We start from the raw sequence: 18,446 nt of genomic DNA, 5'->3' as shown, positions 1-18,446 counted from the left end.
GAAGGAACCGAATCGAAGGGGTCCGCACCCGTGCGACGCAAGCCGTACGTCCTCCTGCTGCTGAGTGCTCTGGGCGCCGTGCTTCTGCTCGGCGCCCAGGGAGCGCCCGCCGCCTCCGCCGCCGAGAACGGCGAGTGGGCCGTCTACCCGGCCGCCTCGCGGCTCGGCAGCCGCCCGTACTTCTATCTGTCCGCCGACCCGGGCGGCACGGTCACCGACAAGGTCGTCGTCGCCAACAAGACCGCCGCCCCGCTCACCTTCCTCCTCTACGGCGCCGACGCCTACAACACCGAACGCGACGGCGGCTTCGCCCTCCGCACCCGGCAGGAGAAGCAGACCGGCGCCGGCGCCTGGATCACACCGGCCCGCGACCGGGTCACCGTCCCGCCGCGCTCGGCCGTCACCGTGCCGTACACCCTCACCGTCCCCGCCGACGCCGAGCCCGGCGACCACCCCGGCGCCGTCGTCGCCCTCGACGAGCGGATCGCCAAGGGCACCGGCGGCTCCGTCGCGCTCGGGGTGCAGCGCGCCGTCGCCGCCCGGGTGTATCTGCGGGTCGGCGGCCCCACCGTCCCGGCCCTCGCCGTCGAGGACGTCACCCTCAGCCAGGACCGGCCCCTCGTCCCCGGCACCCGGACGAGCAGCGCCGTCGTCTCGTACACCCTCCACAACCGCGGCAACGTCACCCTCGCCCCCAAGGTCGCCCTCAAGGCCGAGGGCCTCTTCGGCCGTGAGCTCCTCGCCCGCGACCTGGACCGGCTGCCGGCCGAGCTGCTGCCCCGGCAGAAGATCCGCCTCACCGAGGAGTGGGCCGGCTCGCCGCAGCTCGACTGGGGCGACATCACCCTCACCGCCACCGCCGAGGACGTCCGCGAGTCCGGCCGGGTCGGCTTCCTGGCCCTGCCCTGGCTGCCCCTCGCCGTCCTGGTCTGCGGCGGTACGGCCGGGGTCGTCGCCCTCCGGATCCGCCGTCACCGGGCACTGGGTACGTGAGGCGGGCGCTCATCGGGGACAATGGCCCCCATGAGCGTTCCTACCCCTGAGACCGATGAGAACAAGGCCCCCCACCGGGCGGGCTTCGCCTGCTTCGTCGGGCGCCCCAACGCGGGCAAGTCCACCCTCACGAACGCTCTCGTCGGCCAGAAGGTGGCGATCACCTCCAACCGGCCGCAGACCACCCGGCACACCGTCCGCGGCATCGTGCACCGCCCCGACGCGCAGCTGATCCTGGTCGACACCCCCGGCCTCCACAAGCCGCGCACGCTCCTCGGCGAGCGGCTCAACGACGTCGTGCGCACCACCTGGGCCGAGGTCGACGTGATCGGCTTCTGCCTGCCCGCCGACCAGAAGCTCGGCCCCGGCGACCGCTTCATCGCCAAGGAGCTCGCCGAGATCAAGAAGACCCCCAAGGTCGCCATCGTCACCAAGACGGACCTCGTCGACTCCAAGACCCTCGCCGAGCAGCTCATCGCCGTCGACCAGCTCGGCAAGGAGCTCGGCATCGAGTGGGCGCAGATCGTGCCGGTCTCCGCCGTCGGCGACAAGCAGGTCCAGCTCGTCGCCGACCTGCTCATCCCGCTGCTCCCGCAGTCCCCGCCGCTCTACCCGGAGGGCGACCTCACCGACGAGCCCGAGATGGTCATGGTCGCGGAGCTGATCCGCGAGGCCGCGCTCGAAGGCGTACGGGACGAGCTGCCGCACTCCATCGCGGTGGTCGTCGAGGAGATGCTGCCCCGCGAGAACCGCCCCGCCGACCGGCCGCTGCTCGACATCCACGCCAACGTCTACATCGAGCGCCCCAGCCAGAAGGGGATCATCATCGGCCCCAAGGGCAAGCGCCTGAAGGAGGTCGGCATGAAGTCCCGCAAGCACATCGAGGCGCTGCTCGGGACCCCGGTCTTCCTCGACCTGCACGTGAAGGTCGCGAAGGACTGGCAGCGGGACCCGAAGCAGCTCCGGAGGCTCGGCTTCTAGCCGGGCCACCTCCGTCCGGCCGGAGACCGGCGCAGCCGTCCGAAGCCCGCGAGGCCCCCGGGGCCTCGCGGTGCGAGGGCGGCAGTGGAAGAGGGGACCCGAAGCAGCTGCGGAAGCCGGGCTTCTAGCTCGGCTTCCAGCCTCGGGCGTTACGCGCCCTCTTTGAGCACCCGCTGGATCAGCTCGCGCTGCTCCGGCGTGAGGTCGGGGTCGTAGCACTTCACCGTGCGGCCGTCGACCGTGATCTCGTACGTGAAACCGTCCGGGACCCCGCGGCTCTCGCGGGGTTCCGCGGCGAGAGCCGCGCGGGCCAGGTCCTGCACCTGCTCGGCGTCGGCCAGCTCCGCCGTGTCCGTCTCCGCCGACTTCTCGATGCCCGCGAAGCCGCCTGTGCGTCGTACTCGGATGCGCATGGGACCTGTCTACCAGCGCTCTCAGGTGGTCGGCACGCCGACGAGCGACCAGGCCTTCAGGACCGACTGGACCTCGTCGCCCTCACCGAAGAGCCGGCGCGCCGACGCCACCGTCGCCCGCGCGAACTCGTTGAACCGGGCCTCCTCGGTCAGGGTGCCGCCGGTCATCACGTCGTACCAGATCCGCCCGGCCCGCTCCCAGGCGAAGCCGCCGAGCTCGGTGGCCAGCAGGTAGAAGGCGTGGTTGGGGATGCCCGAGTTGATGTGGACGCCGCCGTTGTCGGAGCTGGTGCGCACGTAGTCGTCCATGGTGGCCGGCTGCGGGTCCTTGCCGAGCTCGTCGTCGTCGTACGCGGTGCCCGGCTCCTTCATGGAGCGCAGCGCGACGCCGTTGTCGATGGCGGGACCGAGCAGCCCGGCGCCGATCAGCCAGTCGGCCTGTTCGGCCGTCTGGCCCAGCGCGTGCTGCTTCACCAGCGAGCCGAAGACGTCGGACACGGACTCGTTGAGCGCCCCGGACTGCCCGAAGTAGGCGAGGTTCGCCGAGTGCTGGGTGAAGCCGTGGGCCAGCTCGTGGCCGATGACGTCCACCGGGATGGTGAAGTCGAGGAAGAGTTGGCCGTCGCCGAACACCATCTGCTCGCCGTTCCAGAAGGCGTTGTCGTACTTCTCGTCGAAGTGGACGCTCGCGATCAGTGGCATCCCCGCTCCGTCGATGGAGCGGTGTCCGAAGGCCTTGAGGAAGAGGTCGAAGGTGGCGCCGAGCCCGGCGTAGGCCCGGTTGACGGTGGTGTCCATGACGGCGGCGTCGCCCTCGGCGCGCACCTTGACGCCCGGCAGCTCGGTGCCGTGCTCGGCGTCGTAGAGGGTCCGCTGCGGCTTGTCGGAGGCGGCGCGCTCCGGGGCGCCCTCCGGGGCCGGGGGCGCCTCCTCGCGGGCCGAGCGCTGGGCGGTGTCCACCAGGAGGGTGCGCTGGGCGGCCTCGGCGAAGGCCGGGTTCTCGGACTCGGCGAGCCGCTCCAGGATGTGCGGCGGGACGATCGAGCAGAAGACAGACGAGTGGGGAGTCATTGCAGCAATGTGGCACTGCGTGGTGTCACTGTCACGACCCGCGACGACGATTGGCGAAATGGAGTGATGGGTCACGTTTGAGCCTTGACTCCGGCGCCGTCTTGCATACTGAAACGGGACGTCCGCCTCCGCCGGGCCTGGGCTACAGTGACGCACATCATGCGTTTCGGGCTGCTTCTCCTTAGCTGCCGCGGCGAGGGCCTGTAGTCGTAGGCCGACCCCCTCCCCGCGGGTTTCGGTGTTGCGTTCGACAGTCGGCCGTCCTATCCGCAGGACACCCCCGAGGAGCCCTACGCAATGTCCCAGTCGCCCTTCATCAGCCGCCCGACGCCTGTCACCAACGCGACGCACCAGCAGCAGCCGTCCGGGATGCCCATCCACAAGTACGGGCAGTACGAGGCCGTCGCCATCCCCGACCGCACCTGGCCCGAGCAGCGCATCACCAAGGCGCCCCGCTGGCTGTCCACCGACCTGCGCGACGGCAACCAGGCGCTGATCGACCCGATGAGCCCGGCCCGCAAGCGCGAGATGTTCGACCTGCTGGTCCGGCTGGGCTACAAGGAGATCGAGGTCGGCTTCCCGTCCTCCGGCGAGACCGACTTCGCCTTCGTGCGCTCCATCATCGAAGAGGGCGCGATCCCGGACGACGTCACCATCTCCGTACTGACCCAGGCCCGCGAGGACCTGATCGAGCGGACCGTGGAGTCCCTGAAGGGCGCCAGGCGCGCCACCGTGCACCTCTACAACGCGACCGCGCCGACCTTCCGCCGGGTCGTGTTCCGCGGCTCGAAGGACGACATCAAGCAGATCGCCGTCGACGGCACGCGCCTGGTCATGGAGTACGCGGAGAAGCTGCTGGGCCCGGAGACCACCTTCGGCTACCAGTACAGCCCGGAGATCTTCACCGACACCGAGCTGGACTTCGCCCTGGAGGTCTGCGAGGCGGTCTGCGACGTGTGGCAGCCCGGCCCCGGCCGCGAGATCATCCTCAACCTGCCCGCCACCGTGGAGCGTTCGACGCCGTCCACGCACGCGGACCGCTTCGAGTGGATGTCCCGCAACCTGACCCGCCGCGAGTACGTGTGCCTGTCCGTGCACCCGCACAACGACCGCGGCACGGCGGTGGCGGCGGCCGAACTGGCCATCATGGCGGGTGCGGACCGCATCGAGGGGTGTCTGTTCGGGCAGGGCGAGCGAACAGGAAATGTCGACCTGGTGACCCTGGGCATGAACCTGTTCAGCCAGGGCGTCGACCCGCAGATCGACTTCTCGCAGATCGACGAGATCCGCCGCACGAGCGAGTACTGCAACCAGATGGAGGTCCACCCGCGCCACCCCTACGCGGGCGACCTGGTCTACACGGCCTTCTCCGGCTCCCACCAGGACGCCATCAAGAAGGGCTTCGACGCCATGGAGGCCGACGCGGCCGCCCAGGGCAAGACCGTCGACGACATCGAGTGGGCGGTGCCGTACCTGCCGATCGACCCGAAGGACGTCGGCCGCTCCTACGAGGCCGTCATCCGGGTCAACTCGCAGTCCGGCAAGGGCGGTGTCGCGTACGTCCTGAAGAACGACCACAAGCTGGACCTGCCGCGCCGCATGCAGATCGAGTTCTCGCGGATCATCCAGGCCAAGACCGACGCCGAGGGCGGCGAGGTCACGCCGAAGGAGATCTGGTCCGTCTTCCAGGACGAGTACCTGCCGAACCCGGAGAACGCCTGGGGCCGCATCCAGCTGCGCTCCGGCCAGTCCACCTCGGACACGGACGGTACCGACACCCTGAAGGTCGAGGCGGTCGTCGACGGCGTCGACACCGTCCTGACCGGCTCCGGCAACGGTCCGATCTCCGCCTTCTTCGCCGCGCTGCAGGCGGTCGGCGTGGACGCCCGCCTGCTGGACTACCAGGAGCACACCATGAGCGAGGGCGCGTCCGCGCAGGCCGCCTCGTACATCGAGTGCGCCATCGACGGAAAGGTCCTGTGGGGCATCGGCATCGACGCCAACACGACGCGCGCGTCGCTGAAGGCGGTCGTCTCGGCGGTGAACCGCTCGGCGCGCTGACGCCGGCCGGGAGCTGATCGACACGGCGCCCCGCACCCCGCTCCGGGGTGCGGGGCGCCGTCGGCTCCGGCCACGGCTCCGGCCAGGCTCCGGCCACCCCGGAGGGTGATCTCGCGACGAGCGGTCCGCCCGCCGGACCTGCGCAAGGCCCTCGAACACTGCGGCGGGTCTCGGCCAACTACGGGTTCTTCTGCTGACGAGGTGCTGACGCCACATCATCGATGTGGCTAACATCACGCCAACGCCGGCAGTGTTGCCGGGACGTTGCGAGGAGGTGCGGCGTGCGATCAGCGCGGAAGTCCCGTGAGCGAAGCCTGGTTCTCTGCGGAATCCGTACCTCCTGGAACACGATCGGCGACGGCGAGTTCTTCTGCGAGGAGTGCGGCGGCGACCGCAACTACCGGCGCCGCACCGGCCGCCGCCGGTTCGCCCTGCTCGGCGTGCCGCTGCTGCCCCGCGGGCAGGCCGGCCCGGTCGTCGAGTGCGCGGCCTGCCACACCCACTTCGGTACGGAGGCGCTGGCCCACCCGACGACCAGCCGGTTCTCGGGGATGCTGCGCGACGCGGTGCACACCGTGGCCCTCGCCGTCCTCGCGGCCGGCGGCACCTCCTCCCGTACCGCCGTCGACACCGCCGCGACGGCGGTCCGCGCGGCCGGGTACGCGGACTGCACCTCCCTCCAGCTCGTCGAACTGGTCGAGGCGCTGGCCGCCGACACCGGCCGCTTCCTGCCCGATGTGAGCAGCGGGGGCGCGGCCCTCGCCATCGAGCTCCACGAGGCGCTCGAACCGCTCTCCCCGCACCTCGCCGCCGCGGGCCGCGAATCGATCCTGCTACAGGGCGCCCGTATCGCCCTCGCCGACGGCCCCTACACCCCGGCCGAGGAGGAGGTCCTCACGACGGTCGGCAACGCGCTCGCGCTGTGCGCCCAGGACACGGCCCGGCTGCTGGAGACCGCCCGCAAGGTCGGCTGACGCCGCTCAAGCGGTTGCCAGGAGGACGCGGATCCGGCCGGCCTCGTACGGCACGCGCAGTTCCCGCCAGAGGGCGAGCGACCGGTGCAGCGGGGCGGGATCGCGCGTCAGGGCGCCGCGCGCGCCGGTGGCCAGGGCGGTGAGCAGGGGCGCGTCGGGCGCGGCGAGCACCTCCAAGTCCCGTACGGCCGTGGCGGCCACGGCGGGCTCGCCGAGCGCGAGGGCGGTCTCGGCGAGCGCGGCGAGCAGCCGGGCCCGGCCCAGCCGGTCGTGCTCCGGGTCCGGCTGGCAGTCGAGCCCGAGCCGCAGCCCCGCGAGCGCCGCGTCCCCGCGACCCTGGCCGAGCCGGAGCAGCGCGAGCCCGGGCTGCGGCACCCGGCCGAGCCCGTAGGCGCGCGCGTACGAGCGTTCCGCCTCGGTCGCGAGCCCCTGCCGCCGCTGGATCTCCCCGAGGATGTACGTGGCCTCCGCCATCGCGTCGCGCGCGTCCGGCCCCGCCTCCTGCACCACGAGCCGCACGGCCTCCTCGGCCCGCGTCCAGGTGCCGTGGAGGTCGAGGACGGCGATGTGGTGGACGCGGCAGAGCGGCCGGAACGGGTGCGGGCCCGGGCTCTGGCCCGCGCACCAGGCCATGGCGGCGTCCGCCCAGGCGGTCGCGCGGCGCAGATCCCCCGCGCGCAGCGCCTGGCCGGAGGCCAGGGAGTGCAGCCGGCCGGTGACGGCGGCGCTCAGTTCGCCGGCGGTCGCGGCGGCCACGGCGGTGTCGAGGAGCGCGAAGCCCGCCGCGCGCCGGCCGTGGGCGAGCAGCAGGGAGGCCTCGGCCTGCCGGGCCAGGGCGAGCAGATCGGCGCTGCCGGAACGGGCGCCGAGCCGGGCCGTCCGGCGGACGGCGGCGAGGGCGGCGGCCGGGTCGTGGTGCTCCTCGGCCCGTGCCGTGTCGGTCCAGGCGAGCAGGCCCTGCTCGGGGCAGTCGGGCCGTCCGTCGAGGTCGTGGTGGGCCCGGCGCAGCCAGCCCGCGGCGGCGGCCGGGCGCCCGAGCCGCCGGTAGGCGTCGGACAGCCACCAGGCGGTCAGTCCGGCGCCGCGCGGGTCGTCGGCGGCGACGTACGCGGCATGGGCCCGCAGCCGGGCGGCGACGGCCTCGTCGAGCCGTCCGGACCACCAGGCGGCGTCGGAGAGCGCGGCCAGCCCGTCGGGCCCGAGGGGGCGTCCGCCGGGGCGCCGGTCGGCGGCGTGGAGGAGGCGGTAGGCGGTGGGCCAGTCCTCGCGGCGCACGGCGTCGCGTGTGGCGTTGTGCTCGGCGACGGCCATGAAACGGCTCCTTCCCGGCCCCATCAAGGATAGGACCGGGAAGGATTCACGGCTTGATCAGGCGCTGAGGCGCCGAGGCGTTCAGCCGCTGGGGCGCTGGGGCGCTGAGGTGCCGGGGTGCTCAGGCGCTCAGATGCTCAGGCGCTCAGCCGAGGTCGACGCCGCTGGCGCGGAGCATGTCCTCGCGCTCGACGATCTTCACGCGCTCGCGGCCCTGGGGCTCGCCGAGCGCCTTCTCGGCGGCGTCGAGCTTGTACCAGCCCTCCCACGTCGTGTACGTGACGCCCTTGCCCTCCAGGAAGGCCACGACGGCGTCCTCCTCCGGGGACTCGGGGGTGAGCAGCCGGCCGTTGGCGTGGTCGTCGAGCAGGTTGGCCACGGTCTCGTTGGCGTCGCCCTTGGTGTGGCCGATGAGGCCGACGGGGCCGCGGCGGATCCAGCCGGTGACGTAGGTGGAGGCCAGGTGCGTGCCGCCCTCCTCGATGACCCGGCCGCCCTCGTCCGGGACGGTGCCGGTGACGGTGTCCCAGGGGAGCTTGGGGAGCTCGTCGGAGAGGTAGCCGACGGCGCGGTAGACGGCCTGGACGTCCCAGTCGGTGGTCTGGCCGGTGCCCGTGACGTTGCCGGTGCCGTCGAGCTCGGTGCGCTCGGTGCGCAGGCCGACGACCTTGCCGTCCTCGCCGAGGATCTCGACGGGCGACTCGAAGAAGTGCAGGAAGAGCTTGTGCGGGCGGTCGCCGACGTCGCGGATCGCCCAGTTCTCCAGGGTCTTGGCGACCATGTCGGTCTGCTTGTTCTTGCGCCGCTCGGCGATCGAGCCCTCGTCGTAGTCGATGTCCTCGGGGTTGACGATGACCTCGATGTTGGGGGAGTGGTCCAGCTCGCGCAGCTCCATCGGGCTGAACTTGGCCTGCGCCGGGCCGCGGCGCCCGAAGACGTGGACCTCCAGGGCCTTGTTGGCCTTGAGCCCCTCGTAGACGTTGGCCGGGATCTCGGTCGGCAGCAGCTCGTCGGCGGTCTTCGCCAGGATCCGGGCGATGTCGAGGGCGACGTTGCCGACACCGAGCACGGCGACCTTCTCGGCCGACAGGTCCCAGGTGCGCGGGACGTCCGGGTGCCCGTCGTACCAGGAGGCGAAGTCGGCGGCGCCGAGCGAGCCGTCGAGCTCGACACCGGGGATGCGCAGCTCGCGGTCGAACATGGCGCCGGTGGAGAAGACCACGGCGTCGTAGAAGGACCGCAGGTCGTCGAGGTGGACGTCGGTGCCGTAGTTCACGTTGCCGAAGAGGCGGACCTGCGGCTTGTCGAGCACCTGGTGCAGGGCGGTGACGATGCCCTTGATGCGCGGGTGGTCGGGCGCGACGCCGTAGCGGATCAGGCCGAAGGGCGCGGGCATCCGCTCGAAGAGGTCGATGGACACACCCGGCTCGGCGGCGGCCTCGGACTTCAGCAGCGCATCAGCGGCGTAGATCCCGGCGGGGCCGGCGCCGACGATCGCGACCCGGAGGGGGCGGGGCATGACTGGATTCCCTTCGCAAGCGACGCGCGGCGAGAGGTCGCCGCACTTAGGCCACCCTAAATAATGCGGTGAGCTGGGTGGTACCTGACCCCGGTCTATGACCCCATAAGGCGGACTTATGACTTCCATAAGTGGAGGTGGGGTCGTCGAGCTTACGGGACGGGGAAGGGGTGGGTGCCGGTCAGGGTGGCAGGGACGGTCAGCCGTTGAAGGCGGGCAGGGCGAGGAGGTACGTCCCGTAGTCGAGGAACCCGGCGACGACGGCGACGACGAGGAAGACGGTCAGCGCGAACGCGTGCTCGCGCCAGTCGGTGCGGACGATGGCGTCCCTGGGGTTCCGCGGATGGTAGGCGATCCGGACGGGCTTGCCCTTGTTGCTGCCGCCGATGTAGCGGGTCACGCCGTCGGTGGCCGTGAAGGCGTTGGTGGTGTCGCCGCCCCGGAAGACCTGCTGCCCCTCCACGGTGATCCCGTAGCGGGGCAGGTACCACGCCCGCCACCCCCCGAGGATCCCCATCAGCGTGGCCCAGGTGACGCCGACGGCGGCCTCCCCGAGGAGCAGCGTCGCGATGCCCCGGCCCCAGTTCTTGTCCATCAGCCCGACGACGACGGCGAGGATCGCGACGGCGACGCAGCCGGCGTACGCCGGCCCGCGGAGGGACGGTAGCCCGACCTGCACCTCGGTCTCGTCCTCGTCCGCCTCCTCGTCGTCGTCGAGGACCAGGCTCCGCGTGACGACGAGCGTGGCACCGTCCACCGGCTCCTCGCCCGGGGCGCGCTCGGGCAGTGCGGCGTTCACCGCGTCCGCGAAGACGGAGGCGGCGGCCGCGCTCACGTCCGTGACCCGGTACGCCGTCGGCTCGGCCCCCGCCGGGGCGGTCAGCTCGACAGCGAGGTCCCGCCGCTCGGCGCGGACGCGCGCGATCGCGGCGAGCGGGATGCGCAACTCGGCGTCCGGACGGCGCAGCACCAACTCCTCGCCTGCGGAGCGGAGCTCGGTGCCCCGGTCACCCTGGAGGACGGGTATGGGCGAAGAGATCGACATGCGCGTGATCGTAGGGCGCGAACTCCTCGCAGGTGAAGGGGATGTGGGGGTTTCGGTCGGGGCGGATGGTGTCGTACGGTCCGCCTGTGAACCTGGTGACCGGAGTCCTCGTCTGTTTCATCGTCGCGTCCGTGCCGGCCTGCATCTTCGGCCTGATGCTGATCTCCGGCGAGCGGCATGAGCGGAAGCGGATGACGGGCCTGTGCGAGTCCGGCGTCGAGGTCCAGGCGAAGCTGATCAGCCTGGTGCCGTTCGGCAAGAACGGCTACGCGAGCGTGACGTACGAGTTCGACACCCCCAACGGCACCGTCCGCCACAACAAGGGGGCGAACCGGGGCCCAGCGCACGTGATCGGCCACGAGTACCCGGTGGTGTACGACCCCCAGAACACGAAGAGCGTTCACCTGGGCGACATGGCGGCTGCTCGCAAGGAGCGCAAGGCACGCCAGAGCTACGTGCGCGGAGCGCAGCGGCTGACGCTCCTGTCCCTCGCGGCGGGCGTGCTCGCGACGGTGGGCCTGATCGTCAGCCCCTCCTGAGGAAACGCCCTAGGAGCCGAAGGCGTCGGCCGTGATGGCCACAAGGGCCGCCACGCCGCCGAGCCCGAAGACGAGGAGGAACGTCCCGCCCCAGATGTCGAAGCGCTGGAAGAACCCCGGCTTCAGGGTGAAGACGTCCGCCGGATCCTCCGGGTCGTAGACGATCTCCAGGTACGGCCCGGAGGCGAAGCTGGATATGGTGCGGGTCATCCCGGCCTGGTCCACATAGAGGAACGTCCCCGGTACGTTGGCCGGCCGGGCGAACTCCCTGACACCGTGCCTGCGCACCTGCCGCCGGTGGAGCCACGCCCCCAGACCCATCCAGGCGGCCACGAGGCACAGGTCCGTCACGACCCCGACCATGACGATTCCGACGACGTGGGCGGCCTCTCCCGCCACCCCGCCGAGCACGGACAGGACGACGACCGCCCCGAGACAGCCGAGCGCGAACCACTTCAACCGGCGCATGTGACTCCGGTACCAGCGCGTCTTGAGGGTGTCGAGGACGACGAGGGACGTGCCGTCGACCTCCTCCCCCTCCTCCGGCTCCAGCAACAGGGAGTTCACACCGTCGGCGAAGGTGACGGCGGCCGTCTCGTTCACCCCCTCGATCCGGTGAGCCGCCGGCGCGGCCCCGGCGGGAACCCTCAGCTCGACGACGACGGACCCCCCTTCGGCCCGAACCCGGGCCACGGCCCTGCCGGGGATGTTGAGCTCGTCGTGGGGGCTCCGCAGGAGCAGCCCCTCGGGGAGCGCGCTCAGATTGGTGCCACCGTTGCCCTTGAGGACGGGTATGGAGGAGACGATCGACATGCGCGTGATCGTAGGGCGCGAACTCCTCGCAGGTGAAGGGGATATGAAGGTTTCGTGTGGGGCCGCTGGGGCCGCGCCCACGCCCTACGTTGGCCGCGTGAGCGGCGGCGGCACGCCGAGGCGTACGGAGGGCTTCCCGTCTCGTACGAGTCCCACTGCCTCCCGCCCGGCCGGATCTCGCGGCTCCTGGAGGACGCCGGCCTCACGGTCACCGCCACACTCGTGCAGGAGCCGGCCGAGGGCGCCAAGCGGTTGTACGGGACCTTCCTCGCCGTCAGGTCGTAGCCAGGGCCGTCGCCTCGGCCCGCGTGAGCCGCCAGACCCGGAACTCCTCGCCCTCGTCCCCCCGCGCCCGCTCCACCTCGGTGAACCCGAGCCGCGCCGGAACGCCCGCGCTCGTGTGGTTCTCCGGCAGGTGCATCACCAGGAGCTGCTGTACGTGCGGCAGCCGGAAGCCCTCCGCCACGAGGGCCCGCACGGCCCGGGTGGCGACGCCCCGCCCCGTGGCGGCCGGGTGGAGCCAGTACCCGATCTCGTACGCGCCCGGGGGCGTGTCGTCCTGGAGGTGCAGCCCGCACGCCCCGACGATCGCCCCGTCGAGCACGACCGCGTACGTGTAACTCGTCCCCGCCTCCCAGTCCCGGTCCCGCCGCGACAGGAACCCGGCGGTCCACTCCGGGCCGTGGTTGTCCACCCAGTCCATCCACGGCCGCAGATGGTCGACCGACTCGTCGAGCACTCGGTGCAGTTCGGGCAGGTCGGCGGGGCTCACGAAGCGGCGGAGGGCGAGCCGGTCGTCGATCGCGACCGCGTTCGCAGGGCCGGTCCCGGGCTGCGTCATGTGCTGACTCCAATGAGGCGTGCGCAGGGAGCGGGTCGTCACGAGCGTCGCGCCGTCGAGGGACGGGGCAGGATCAGGCAGCGTGGACAGCGCCCTGCCCACCGTCGTCGCGAACAGGTCCACCGAGGCCTGGTCGTCAACTCTTCACGTCGGCGATGAACGCGGCCCAGGCGGCCGCCGGCACGAGGAGGGCGGGGCCGGTGGGGTTCTTGCTGTCGCGGACGGGGACGACGCCGGGGACGTTGTCGAGGACTTCGACGCAGTCGCCGCCGGAGCCGTTGCTGTAGGAGCTCTTGCGCCAGGCGGCGCCCGTGAAGTCGTACGCGACTTCGATGCAGTCGCCGCCCTGGCTGTTGCTGTAAGAGCTCTTGAACCACTGGGCGTTGGTCAGGTCGTACTCGCGCATCGTCTGAAGTCCTCCGCCGCCGACTCGATCAGTGCGAGGGACGCCTCCGGCGACAGCGTGGCGACCCTGAGCAGATCGTAGGTGCGCTGTGCCTGCTTCACCACTGCCGGATCGTCAAGCAGCGTTCCGGTGAACTCGGTCTCTGTATAGGCAGTTGGCGGCTGGTCGTTGAACTCCATGAGCTTGAGGGTTCCGGTCATGTGCGCGTGCGCGCCGATCGCGCGGGGCAGCACCGTCACGAGTACGCGACGCTGTCGCATCATCGCGGCGATGTGGTCCAGTTGCCGCGCCATGGCGGCCGGGCCGCCCACGGGGGTGAGTACCGCGTTCTCGTGCAGGATGACCCAATACTCGGGCCTTGTGGCGTCCTGGAGGATTGCCTGTCGTTCGAGCCGCGAGCTGACCTTCTCCTCGATGTACTCCTCCGTCACGAACGGATTTGCCGCCACCGTCACCGCTCGCGCGTACTCCGCCGTCTGCAACAGGCCCGGCACCACCGTCGGCGCGAACTCGCAGATCTTTGTCGCGACCGCCTCAAGCTCCGCCACTTCGTAGAAATACGAGGCATACGGCGACGCGTTGATGAGGTCGCGACAGGTCCGTTCGAAAATACCGCCGGTTTGTAGCACCTCGTCGATTCTCTGCGCCACGTCCAGCTGCGGCTTCCGCACGCCCTGCTCGAACAGGCCGATGTAGGTCCCCGACACGAACACCCGTGCACCCAGCTCGTTCCGGGACAGCCCCGCCGTCTCGCGGCGCTCCTTCAGGAGCTCCCCGAAGAACACCCACACTTCTTTTCGCTTGGCCTTGGCCATGGATTAACTCCCCAGCGACACACCACAGTTGTTGCCCCCGCGCGTCTGCCGATTCTACGGAGCCGCCCCCACCCTGGATGCGGAAAACGCGAAATGGATTCGGAAAGGATCGCTTTGGTGAAAGAAGACAGCATGCGGCCGACGGAAACGGAAGCGGCGCGAGAGGCGGTGAGGGAATTGCGTGACGCGCTCCAGCGGGTCGGAATCACCCTTCCCTCGCTCGGGCTCGACGCCGTCACCCTCGCCGCCGAGCCTCCCCGGCCGCTGGTCGAGCTGGGGCGCTGTACGGCCGCGACGGCGCGGTCGCTTGCCGCGGCGCTCGTGAACGAAGGGGGACTCGAATGACTCGAATGAGGAAACCGCCCATCGGCGCGTACGTCGTCGAGATCGGTACGGGCAAGGTCGGCACCGTCATGGGGCACGAGGGGCCCTATCTCCAGCTGCGGCCGATCGGCGGCGGGCGCGAGTGGGACTGCGAGCCCGACGGGGTGCGGGTCGCCACGCCCGGGGAGCGGCTTCGGGCCTCGACGGCGCACGCGAACGCCCGGAGCCGGGGGGAGGTGCCCTGATGGGCACGTAGGGGCCTGCGGGGAGTGCTGCTCCCCGCAGGCCCCGCCCGCCTCGCGGCCGGCGTGTCGGCGTCAGAACTGCTCGACGAAGTACGGCTGGACGGTCAGATAGCCGTTGCCCCGGGCGCCGTAGAGGGTGCCGGTGCTCTGCTGGGCGAGGGTGTACCAGGAGTCGACGTAGTCAGGGTCGTCGGTCCACCAGTCGTCCGGCATGGCGTCGAGGATCGCGTTCACCAGCGGGATGTAGGCGCCCTGGTCGGTGATGGTGAGGAGCACCGCGGCGATGGCCTTGGCGAGGTCGCGGTAGTTGGTGCTGCCGTCCTCCTCCATCATCACGGCGTCGGCGAGGTTGTACTTGTAGTTGGACCAGTTGACCAGGATCTGGTTCGGCCGGTAGACCGTGCCGTCGCTGTCGAGGTACGGCATGTCGACCGGGTCGACGCGGACCTTGCCGTCCAGGCCGAAGCCGCTGACCAGGGTGTAGATCTCGGCGTCGCCCTTGATCCAGGGCTCCTCGTCGTCGTTGAGGTGGACGGCAGTGATCTTTGTGGTCCAGAAGCCGGCGGACGCGGCCGTGCTGGAGAGGGCGGAGACGGTGTTCGTGGGGGCGACGGACGCGATGCCGGCCTTCGCCAGCTCCTTCCGTACGACGTCCAGACCCGCGGCCAGTGCCTTCGTGCTGTCGATGTCGACGACGTACACCGGCTGTGCGGGCGCCTCGCGGGCGTCCAGCACGTGTGTTCGGCCCTGGCTGTCGTAGGCCGTGACGGTGCGGTCGTCGTCGTCCGTGACGGCCGCCGCGACCCACGGGGTGGCGCCCGCCGCGAGCGCGGCGCGCATGGACGGGTCGCCGAGGCGCAGCCGTAGCAGCGAGCCGGTCCCGGCGTCCAGGCCCTTGGCCTTCGCGATGTCCCGGTCGGCGGCGCTGAGCCGGGACCTCAGCGAACCGGTCGCCCGCTCGCTGACCGGCACCTCGGCCCCGGGCGACTTCAGGGTGGCCGTGCTCAGGCTCGTACGCCAGGAGGAGTCGCCCAGCGAGCGTGCGATGTCGCGGGCCGCCCGGTCCTGGGCGGAGCTGACGGCGGCCTTGGCCGTGGTCGCGGTGTGGGCCGGTGCCGGTGCCGGTGCTGGTGCCGGGGCTGCGGAAGCCGCCGAGGCGGCGCCCAGGGTCTGGGCCGCGCAGAGTGCGACGAGGGTGGCCGCGGTGGCGGTGAGGGTGCCGCGTCGTCGGGTGGGACGAGGTCTCACGGTGATCGCTCCTCCAGAGGGAGTGGTCGGACGATCTATGCGGGTAGAAGGTTTCCTCGGGCATCATGATGGCGAGGACATGTCACCCGCCACAAGAGGGCCCCGCCCGGGCCTGCCCGGCCTCGCCCGGTGTGCCGCCCGCCCCGCGTCGGGCTGTCCGACCCGTACGGGACAATGGCGCCATGAGTCTGTTCCGCGACGACGGCATCGTGCTGCGCACCCAGAAGCTGGGTGAAGCGGACCGCATCATCACGCTGCTCACGCGCGGTCACGGGCGGGTACGCGCCGTCGCGCGCGGGGTGCGGCGGACCAAGTCGAAGTTCGGGGCCAGGCTCGAACCGTTCTCGCACGTGGACGTGCAGTTCTTCGCCCGCGGGAGCGAGCTGATCGGACGCGGTCTCCCGCTCTGCACGCAGAGCGAGACCATCGCCGCGTACGGCAGCTCCATCGTCACCGACTACGCCCGCTACACCGCCGGCACCGCGATGCTGGAGACGGCGGAGCGGTTCACCGACCACGAGGGCGAGCCGGCCGTCCAGCAGTACCTCCTGCTCGTCGGCGGACTGCGCACCCTTGCCCGCGGGGAGCACGCCCCCCACCTCATCCTCGACGCCTTCCTGCTGCGCTCGCTCGCCGTCAACGGCTACGCGCCCAGCTTCGAGGACTGTGCCAAATGCGGCCTTCACGGCCCCAACCGGTTCTTTTCGGTCGCCGCGGGCGGAGTCATCTGCGCGGACTGCCGGGTACCCGGAAGCGTCGTACCCTCTGCGGAGGCCGTTGGCCTGCTCAGCGCGCTGCTCACCGGCGACTGGGAGACGGCGGACGCGGCCGAGCCGCGTCACGTCAGGGAGGGCAGCGGACTCGTGTCCGCTTATCTGCACTGGCACCTGGAGCGCGGCCTGCGCTCCCTGCGATATGTGGAAAAGAGCTAGGAGACACCACCCATGGCCATCGCACGACTTCTCGGGCGCCAGCGTCGGGAGTACAGGACCCCCGAGCCGCACCCGTCCGGTGCCCGCCCGCCGAAGCTGCAGTCGGAGCTCGTGCCCGAGCACGTCGCGATCGTCATGGACGGCAACGGCCGCTGGGCCAAGGAGCGCGGGCTGCCGCGCACCGAGGGGCACAAGGTCGGCGCCGAGCAGGTGCTCGACGTCCTCCAGGGCGCGCTTGAGATGGGCGTCGGGGCGATCTCCCTCTACGCCTTCTCCACCGAGAACTGGAAGCGCTCGCCCGAGGAGGTGCGCTTCCTCATGAACTTCAACCGCGACTTCATCCGCAAGACCCGCGACCAGCTCGACGAGCTCGGCATCCGGGTGCGCTGGGTGGGCCGCATGCCCAAGCTGTGGAAGTCGGTCGCCAAGGAGCTCCAGGTCGCGCAGGAGCAGACCAAGGACAACACCAAGCTGACGCTGTACTTCTGCATGAACTACGGCGGGCGCGCGGAGCTCACGGACGCGGCGCAGGCGCTCGCGGAGGACGTGAAGGCGGGCCGGCTCGACCCGTCGAAGATCACCGAGAAGACCATCCAGAAGTACCTCTACTACCCGGACATGCCGGACGTCGACCTCTTCCTGCGCCCGAGTGGTGAGCAGCGCACGTCGAACTACCTGATCTGGCAGAGCGCGTACGCGGAGATGGTCTTCCAGGACGTGCTGTGGCCCGACTTCGACCGCCGCGACCTGTGGCGGGCGTGCGTCGAGTTCGCCCAGCGCGACCGGCGCTTCGGCGGGGTGGACCCGGCGGATCTCGCGGTCCTCGACAAGGCCTGAGCCGGTACGGGGACTGGGGGGAATGACGATGGAGCTGGTCTACACGCCGACGCGTGAGGACATCACCGACGCGGTGCGCGTGCAGCTGCGGTACGGCTCGTTCCGGGTGCTGCGGTGGCTGATGCCGGTCGCCGCCGTGCTGGCCTTCGCGGCCGTCGCGCTGCTGCTGACCGCGCCCCGTGGGCCGAACGTCGGGGGCGCGGTCCTCATGGGCTCGCTCGGACTGCTCACGGTCGTGCTCCGACCGCTGGCGGCCCGGCTGACCGCCCGGCAGGTGTACGCGATGATCTCCCGGCAGGGGGAGTACCGGACCGTGGTCGGCGAGGACGAGATCCGCTGGACGGCCCGGGACAGCGAGGTCGTGGGCCGCTGGCAGCTGACGCCGCGGTACGCGGAGACCCCGACGCAGTTCGTGCTGTTCTCCGGGGACAAGGGGCGCGTCGGCTTCGCCACCCTGCCCAAACGCGGGCTCGCCGACCCCGCCGACGTCGACCGGCTCCGTACGCTCCTCGACCGGAACATCACCCGCCTCTGAGCGCGCGTACGACAGACGAAGGGGCCCGCACCGGAATCGTCCGGTGCGGGCCCACTCGTATGTCAGGTCACGCCGTCACTTCGACGCGCACTCCGCGCACGTTCCGAAGATCTCCACCGTGTGCGCCACGTTCACGAAGCCGTGCTCCGCCGCGATCGTCTCGGCCCACTGCTCCACCGCCGGGCCCTCGACCTCCACGGCCTTGCCGCAGACGCGGCAGACCAGGTGGTGATGGTGGTCGCCGGTCGAGCAGCGGCGGTAGACGGTCTCGCCGTCGCTGGTGCGCAGGGCGTCGACCTCGCCCGCGTCCGCGAGGGACTGGAGCGTGCGGTAGACGGTGGTGAGGCCGACGGAGTCGCCGCGGTGCTTGAGCATGTCGTGCAGCTCCTGGGCGCTGCGGAACTCGTCCACCTCGTTCAGAGCCGCCGAGACTGCGGCCCGCTGCTTGGTCGAGCGGCCTTTTACGGGGGGTCCTGCCGTCGCCACGGGGGCCTCCTTGAATCCTTGTCTGCCCCCGCCATTCTGCCAGCCCGCCTTCGTCCG

Annotated in this window: 22 protein-coding genes; 11 read left to right on the top strand and 11 right to left on the bottom strand. The window is 71.2% G+C overall.

Going from position 1 to position 18,446, the window contains the following annotated elements; translation table 11 throughout:
- Nucleotides 1-54: 54 nt before the first annotated feature.
- Both AB0M18_RS14425 and era read left to right on the top strand, forming a co-directional pair.
- On the top strand, nt 55-993 hold the full coding sequence (locus tag AB0M18_RS14425) for a DUF916 domain-containing protein (RefSeq protein ID WP_365757644.1): 939 nt from the start codon (nt 55-57) through the stop codon (nt 991-993).
- Between the two features lie 21 nt (nt 994-1,014).
- Complete coding sequence (era, locus tag AB0M18_RS14420) at nt 1,015-1,974, top strand: GTPase Era (protein ID WP_365757551.1); 960 nt, start codon at nt 1,015-1,017, stop codon at nt 1,972-1,974.
- A 149-nt stretch (nt 1,975-2,123) separates the two neighbouring features.
- On the opposite strand, the gene AB0M18_RS14415 is transcribed toward era, so the two are convergent.
- Together AB0M18_RS14415 and AB0M18_RS14410 are read right to left on the bottom strand one after the other, a co-directional pair.
- Nucleotides 2,124-2,387, bottom strand: coding sequence for a protealysin inhibitor emfourin (locus tag AB0M18_RS14415; protein WP_365757549.1), 264 nt, complete (start codon nt 2,385-2,387; stop codon nt 2,124-2,126).
- 21 nt (nt 2,388-2,408) lie between these two features.
- On the bottom strand, nt 2,409-3,458 hold the full coding sequence (locus tag AB0M18_RS14410) for a M4 family metallopeptidase (RefSeq protein WP_365757547.1): 1,050 nt from the start codon (nt 3,456-3,458) through the stop codon (nt 2,409-2,411).
- Nucleotides 3,459-3,755: 297 nt separating this feature from the next.
- On the opposite strand from AB0M18_RS14410, the gene leuA reads away from it, so the two are divergent.
- Both leuA and AB0M18_RS14400 read left to right on the top strand, forming a co-directional pair.
- Complete coding sequence (gene leuA / locus AB0M18_RS14405; RefSeq protein WP_365757545.1) at nt 3,756-5,519, top strand: 2-isopropylmalate synthase; 1,764 nt, start codon at nt 3,756-3,758, stop codon at nt 5,517-5,519.
- Nucleotides 5,520-5,800: 281 nt separating this feature from the next.
- A complete protein-coding gene (locus AB0M18_RS14400; protein ID WP_365757543.1) occupies nt 5,801-6,493 on the top strand; it encodes a TerB family tellurite resistance protein in 693 nt (230 codons plus the stop codon).
- 6 nt (nt 6,494-6,499) lie between these two features.
- Here the strand turns inward: AB0M18_RS14400 and AB0M18_RS14395 are convergent, their stop codons facing one another.
- The 3 genes from AB0M18_RS14395 to AB0M18_RS14385 form a co-directional block, all read right to left on the bottom strand.
- Nucleotides 6,500-7,804, bottom strand: a complete 1,305-nt coding sequence (locus tag AB0M18_RS14395; protein ID WP_365757541.1) for a LuxR family transcriptional regulator — start codon at nt 7,802-7,804, stop codon at nt 6,500-6,502.
- A 145-nt stretch (nt 7,805-7,949) separates the two neighbouring features.
- Nucleotides 7,950-9,323 carry an FAD-dependent oxidoreductase gene (locus tag AB0M18_RS14390; protein ID WP_365757539.1) on the bottom strand — a complete coding sequence of 458 codons (1,374 nt, stop codon included), beginning with the start codon at nt 9,321-9,323 and terminating at the stop codon, nt 7,950-7,952.
- A gap of 199 nt (nt 9,324-9,522) precedes the next feature.
- Nucleotides 9,523-10,368 carry a hypothetical protein gene (locus tag AB0M18_RS14385; RefSeq protein ID WP_365757537.1) on the bottom strand — a complete coding sequence of 282 codons (846 nt, stop codon included), beginning with the start codon at nt 10,366-10,368 and terminating at the stop codon, nt 9,523-9,525.
- Between the two features lie 86 nt (nt 10,369-10,454).
- Here AB0M18_RS14385 and AB0M18_RS14380 point away from each other — a divergent pair, with 86 nt between their 5' ends.
- A complete protein-coding gene (locus AB0M18_RS14380; protein WP_365757535.1) occupies nt 10,455-10,907 on the top strand; it encodes a DUF3592 domain-containing protein in 453 nt (150 codons plus the stop codon).
- 9 nt (nt 10,908-10,916) lie between these two features.
- On the opposite strand, the gene AB0M18_RS14375 is transcribed toward AB0M18_RS14380, so the two are convergent.
- On the bottom strand, nt 10,917-11,720 hold the full coding sequence (locus tag AB0M18_RS14375) for a hypothetical protein (RefSeq protein WP_365757533.1): 804 nt from the start codon (nt 11,718-11,720) through the stop codon (nt 10,917-10,919).
- Nucleotides 11,721-11,774: 54 nt separating this feature from the next.
- On the opposite strand from AB0M18_RS14375, the gene AB0M18_RS14370 reads away from it, so the two are divergent.
- Nucleotides 11,775-12,005 (top strand): hypothetical protein, encoded by a 231-nt coding sequence (locus AB0M18_RS14370; RefSeq protein ID WP_365757531.1) that lies wholly within the window; start codon nt 11,775-11,777, stop codon nt 12,003-12,005.
- Here AB0M18_RS14370 and AB0M18_RS14365 read toward each other — a convergent pair.
- The 3 genes from AB0M18_RS14365 to AB0M18_RS14355 all read right to left on the bottom strand — a co-directional run bounded on the left by AB0M18_RS14365 (nt 11,995) and on the right by AB0M18_RS14355 (nt 13,782).
- On the bottom strand, nt 11,995-12,561 hold the full coding sequence (locus AB0M18_RS14365) for a GNAT family N-acetyltransferase (protein ID WP_365757529.1): 567 nt from the start codon (nt 12,559-12,561) through the stop codon (nt 11,995-11,997). The two genes, AB0M18_RS14370 and AB0M18_RS14365, sit on opposite strands and share 11 nt — an antisense overlap.
- 136 nt (nt 12,562-12,697) lie before the next feature.
- Complete coding sequence (locus AB0M18_RS14360) at nt 12,698-12,967, bottom strand: DUF397 domain-containing protein (protein WP_365757527.1); 270 nt, start codon at nt 12,965-12,967, stop codon at nt 12,698-12,700.
- A complete protein-coding gene (locus tag AB0M18_RS14355; RefSeq protein WP_365757525.1) occupies nt 12,949-13,782 on the bottom strand; it encodes a helix-turn-helix transcriptional regulator in 834 nt (277 codons plus the stop codon). The genes AB0M18_RS14360 and AB0M18_RS14355 overlap by 19 nt, the downstream gene beginning before the upstream one ends.
- A gap of 132 nt (nt 13,783-13,914) precedes the next feature.
- Here AB0M18_RS14355 and AB0M18_RS14350 point away from each other — a divergent pair, with 132 nt between their 5' ends.
- Together AB0M18_RS14350 and AB0M18_RS14345 are read left to right on the top strand one after the other, a co-directional pair.
- A complete protein-coding gene (locus AB0M18_RS14350) occupies nt 13,915-14,127 on the top strand; it encodes a hypothetical protein (RefSeq protein WP_365757642.1) in 213 nt (70 codons plus the stop codon).
- 5 nt (nt 14,128-14,132) lie between these two features.
- Nucleotides 14,133-14,351, top strand: coding sequence for a hypothetical protein (locus AB0M18_RS14345; protein ID WP_365757523.1), 219 nt, complete (start codon nt 14,133-14,135; stop codon nt 14,349-14,351).
- 72 nt (nt 14,352-14,423) lie between these two features.
- Here the strand turns inward: AB0M18_RS14345 and AB0M18_RS14340 are convergent, their stop codons facing one another.
- Entirely contained in the window at nt 14,424-15,599 is a 1,176-nt protein-coding gene (locus tag AB0M18_RS14340; protein WP_365757521.1) for a DUF3103 family protein, read from the bottom strand.
- Between the two features lie 182 nt (nt 15,600-15,781).
- Here AB0M18_RS14340 and recO point away from each other — a divergent pair, with 182 nt between their 5' ends.
- The 3 genes from recO to AB0M18_RS14325 are packed head-to-tail and all read left to right on the top strand — an operon-like array spanning nt 15,782 to nt 17,903.
- Entirely contained in the window at nt 15,782-16,531 is a 750-nt protein-coding gene (gene recO, locus AB0M18_RS14335; protein WP_265862232.1) for a DNA repair protein RecO, read from the top strand.
- Nucleotides 16,532-16,543: 12 nt separating this feature from the next.
- The gene (locus AB0M18_RS14330; protein ID WP_265862228.1) at nt 16,544-17,368 is read left to right on the top strand and encodes an isoprenyl transferase; all 825 of its coding nucleotides are present in this window, start codon (nt 16,544-16,546) and stop codon (nt 17,366-17,368) included.
- A 22-nt stretch (nt 17,369-17,390) separates the two neighbouring features.
- Nucleotides 17,391-17,903 carry a hypothetical protein gene (locus AB0M18_RS14325; protein WP_365757518.1) on the top strand — a complete coding sequence of 171 codons (513 nt, stop codon included), beginning with the start codon at nt 17,391-17,393 and terminating at the stop codon, nt 17,901-17,903.
- Nucleotides 17,904-17,978: 75 nt separating this feature from the next.
- Here AB0M18_RS14325 and AB0M18_RS14320 read toward each other — a convergent pair whose 3' ends face one another.
- On the bottom strand, nt 17,979-18,389 hold the full coding sequence (locus AB0M18_RS14320; RefSeq protein WP_361585417.1) for a transcriptional repressor: 411 nt from the start codon (nt 18,387-18,389) through the stop codon (nt 17,979-17,981).
- Nucleotides 18,390-18,446: the final 57 nt, after the last annotated feature.

Source organism: Streptomyces sp. NPDC051909, from assembly GCF_040681095.1.
Classification (GTDB): domain Bacteria; phylum Actinomycetota; class Actinomycetes; order Streptomycetales; family Streptomycetaceae; genus Streptomyces.
This window is presented reverse-complemented; position numbering and strand designations above follow the sequence as displayed.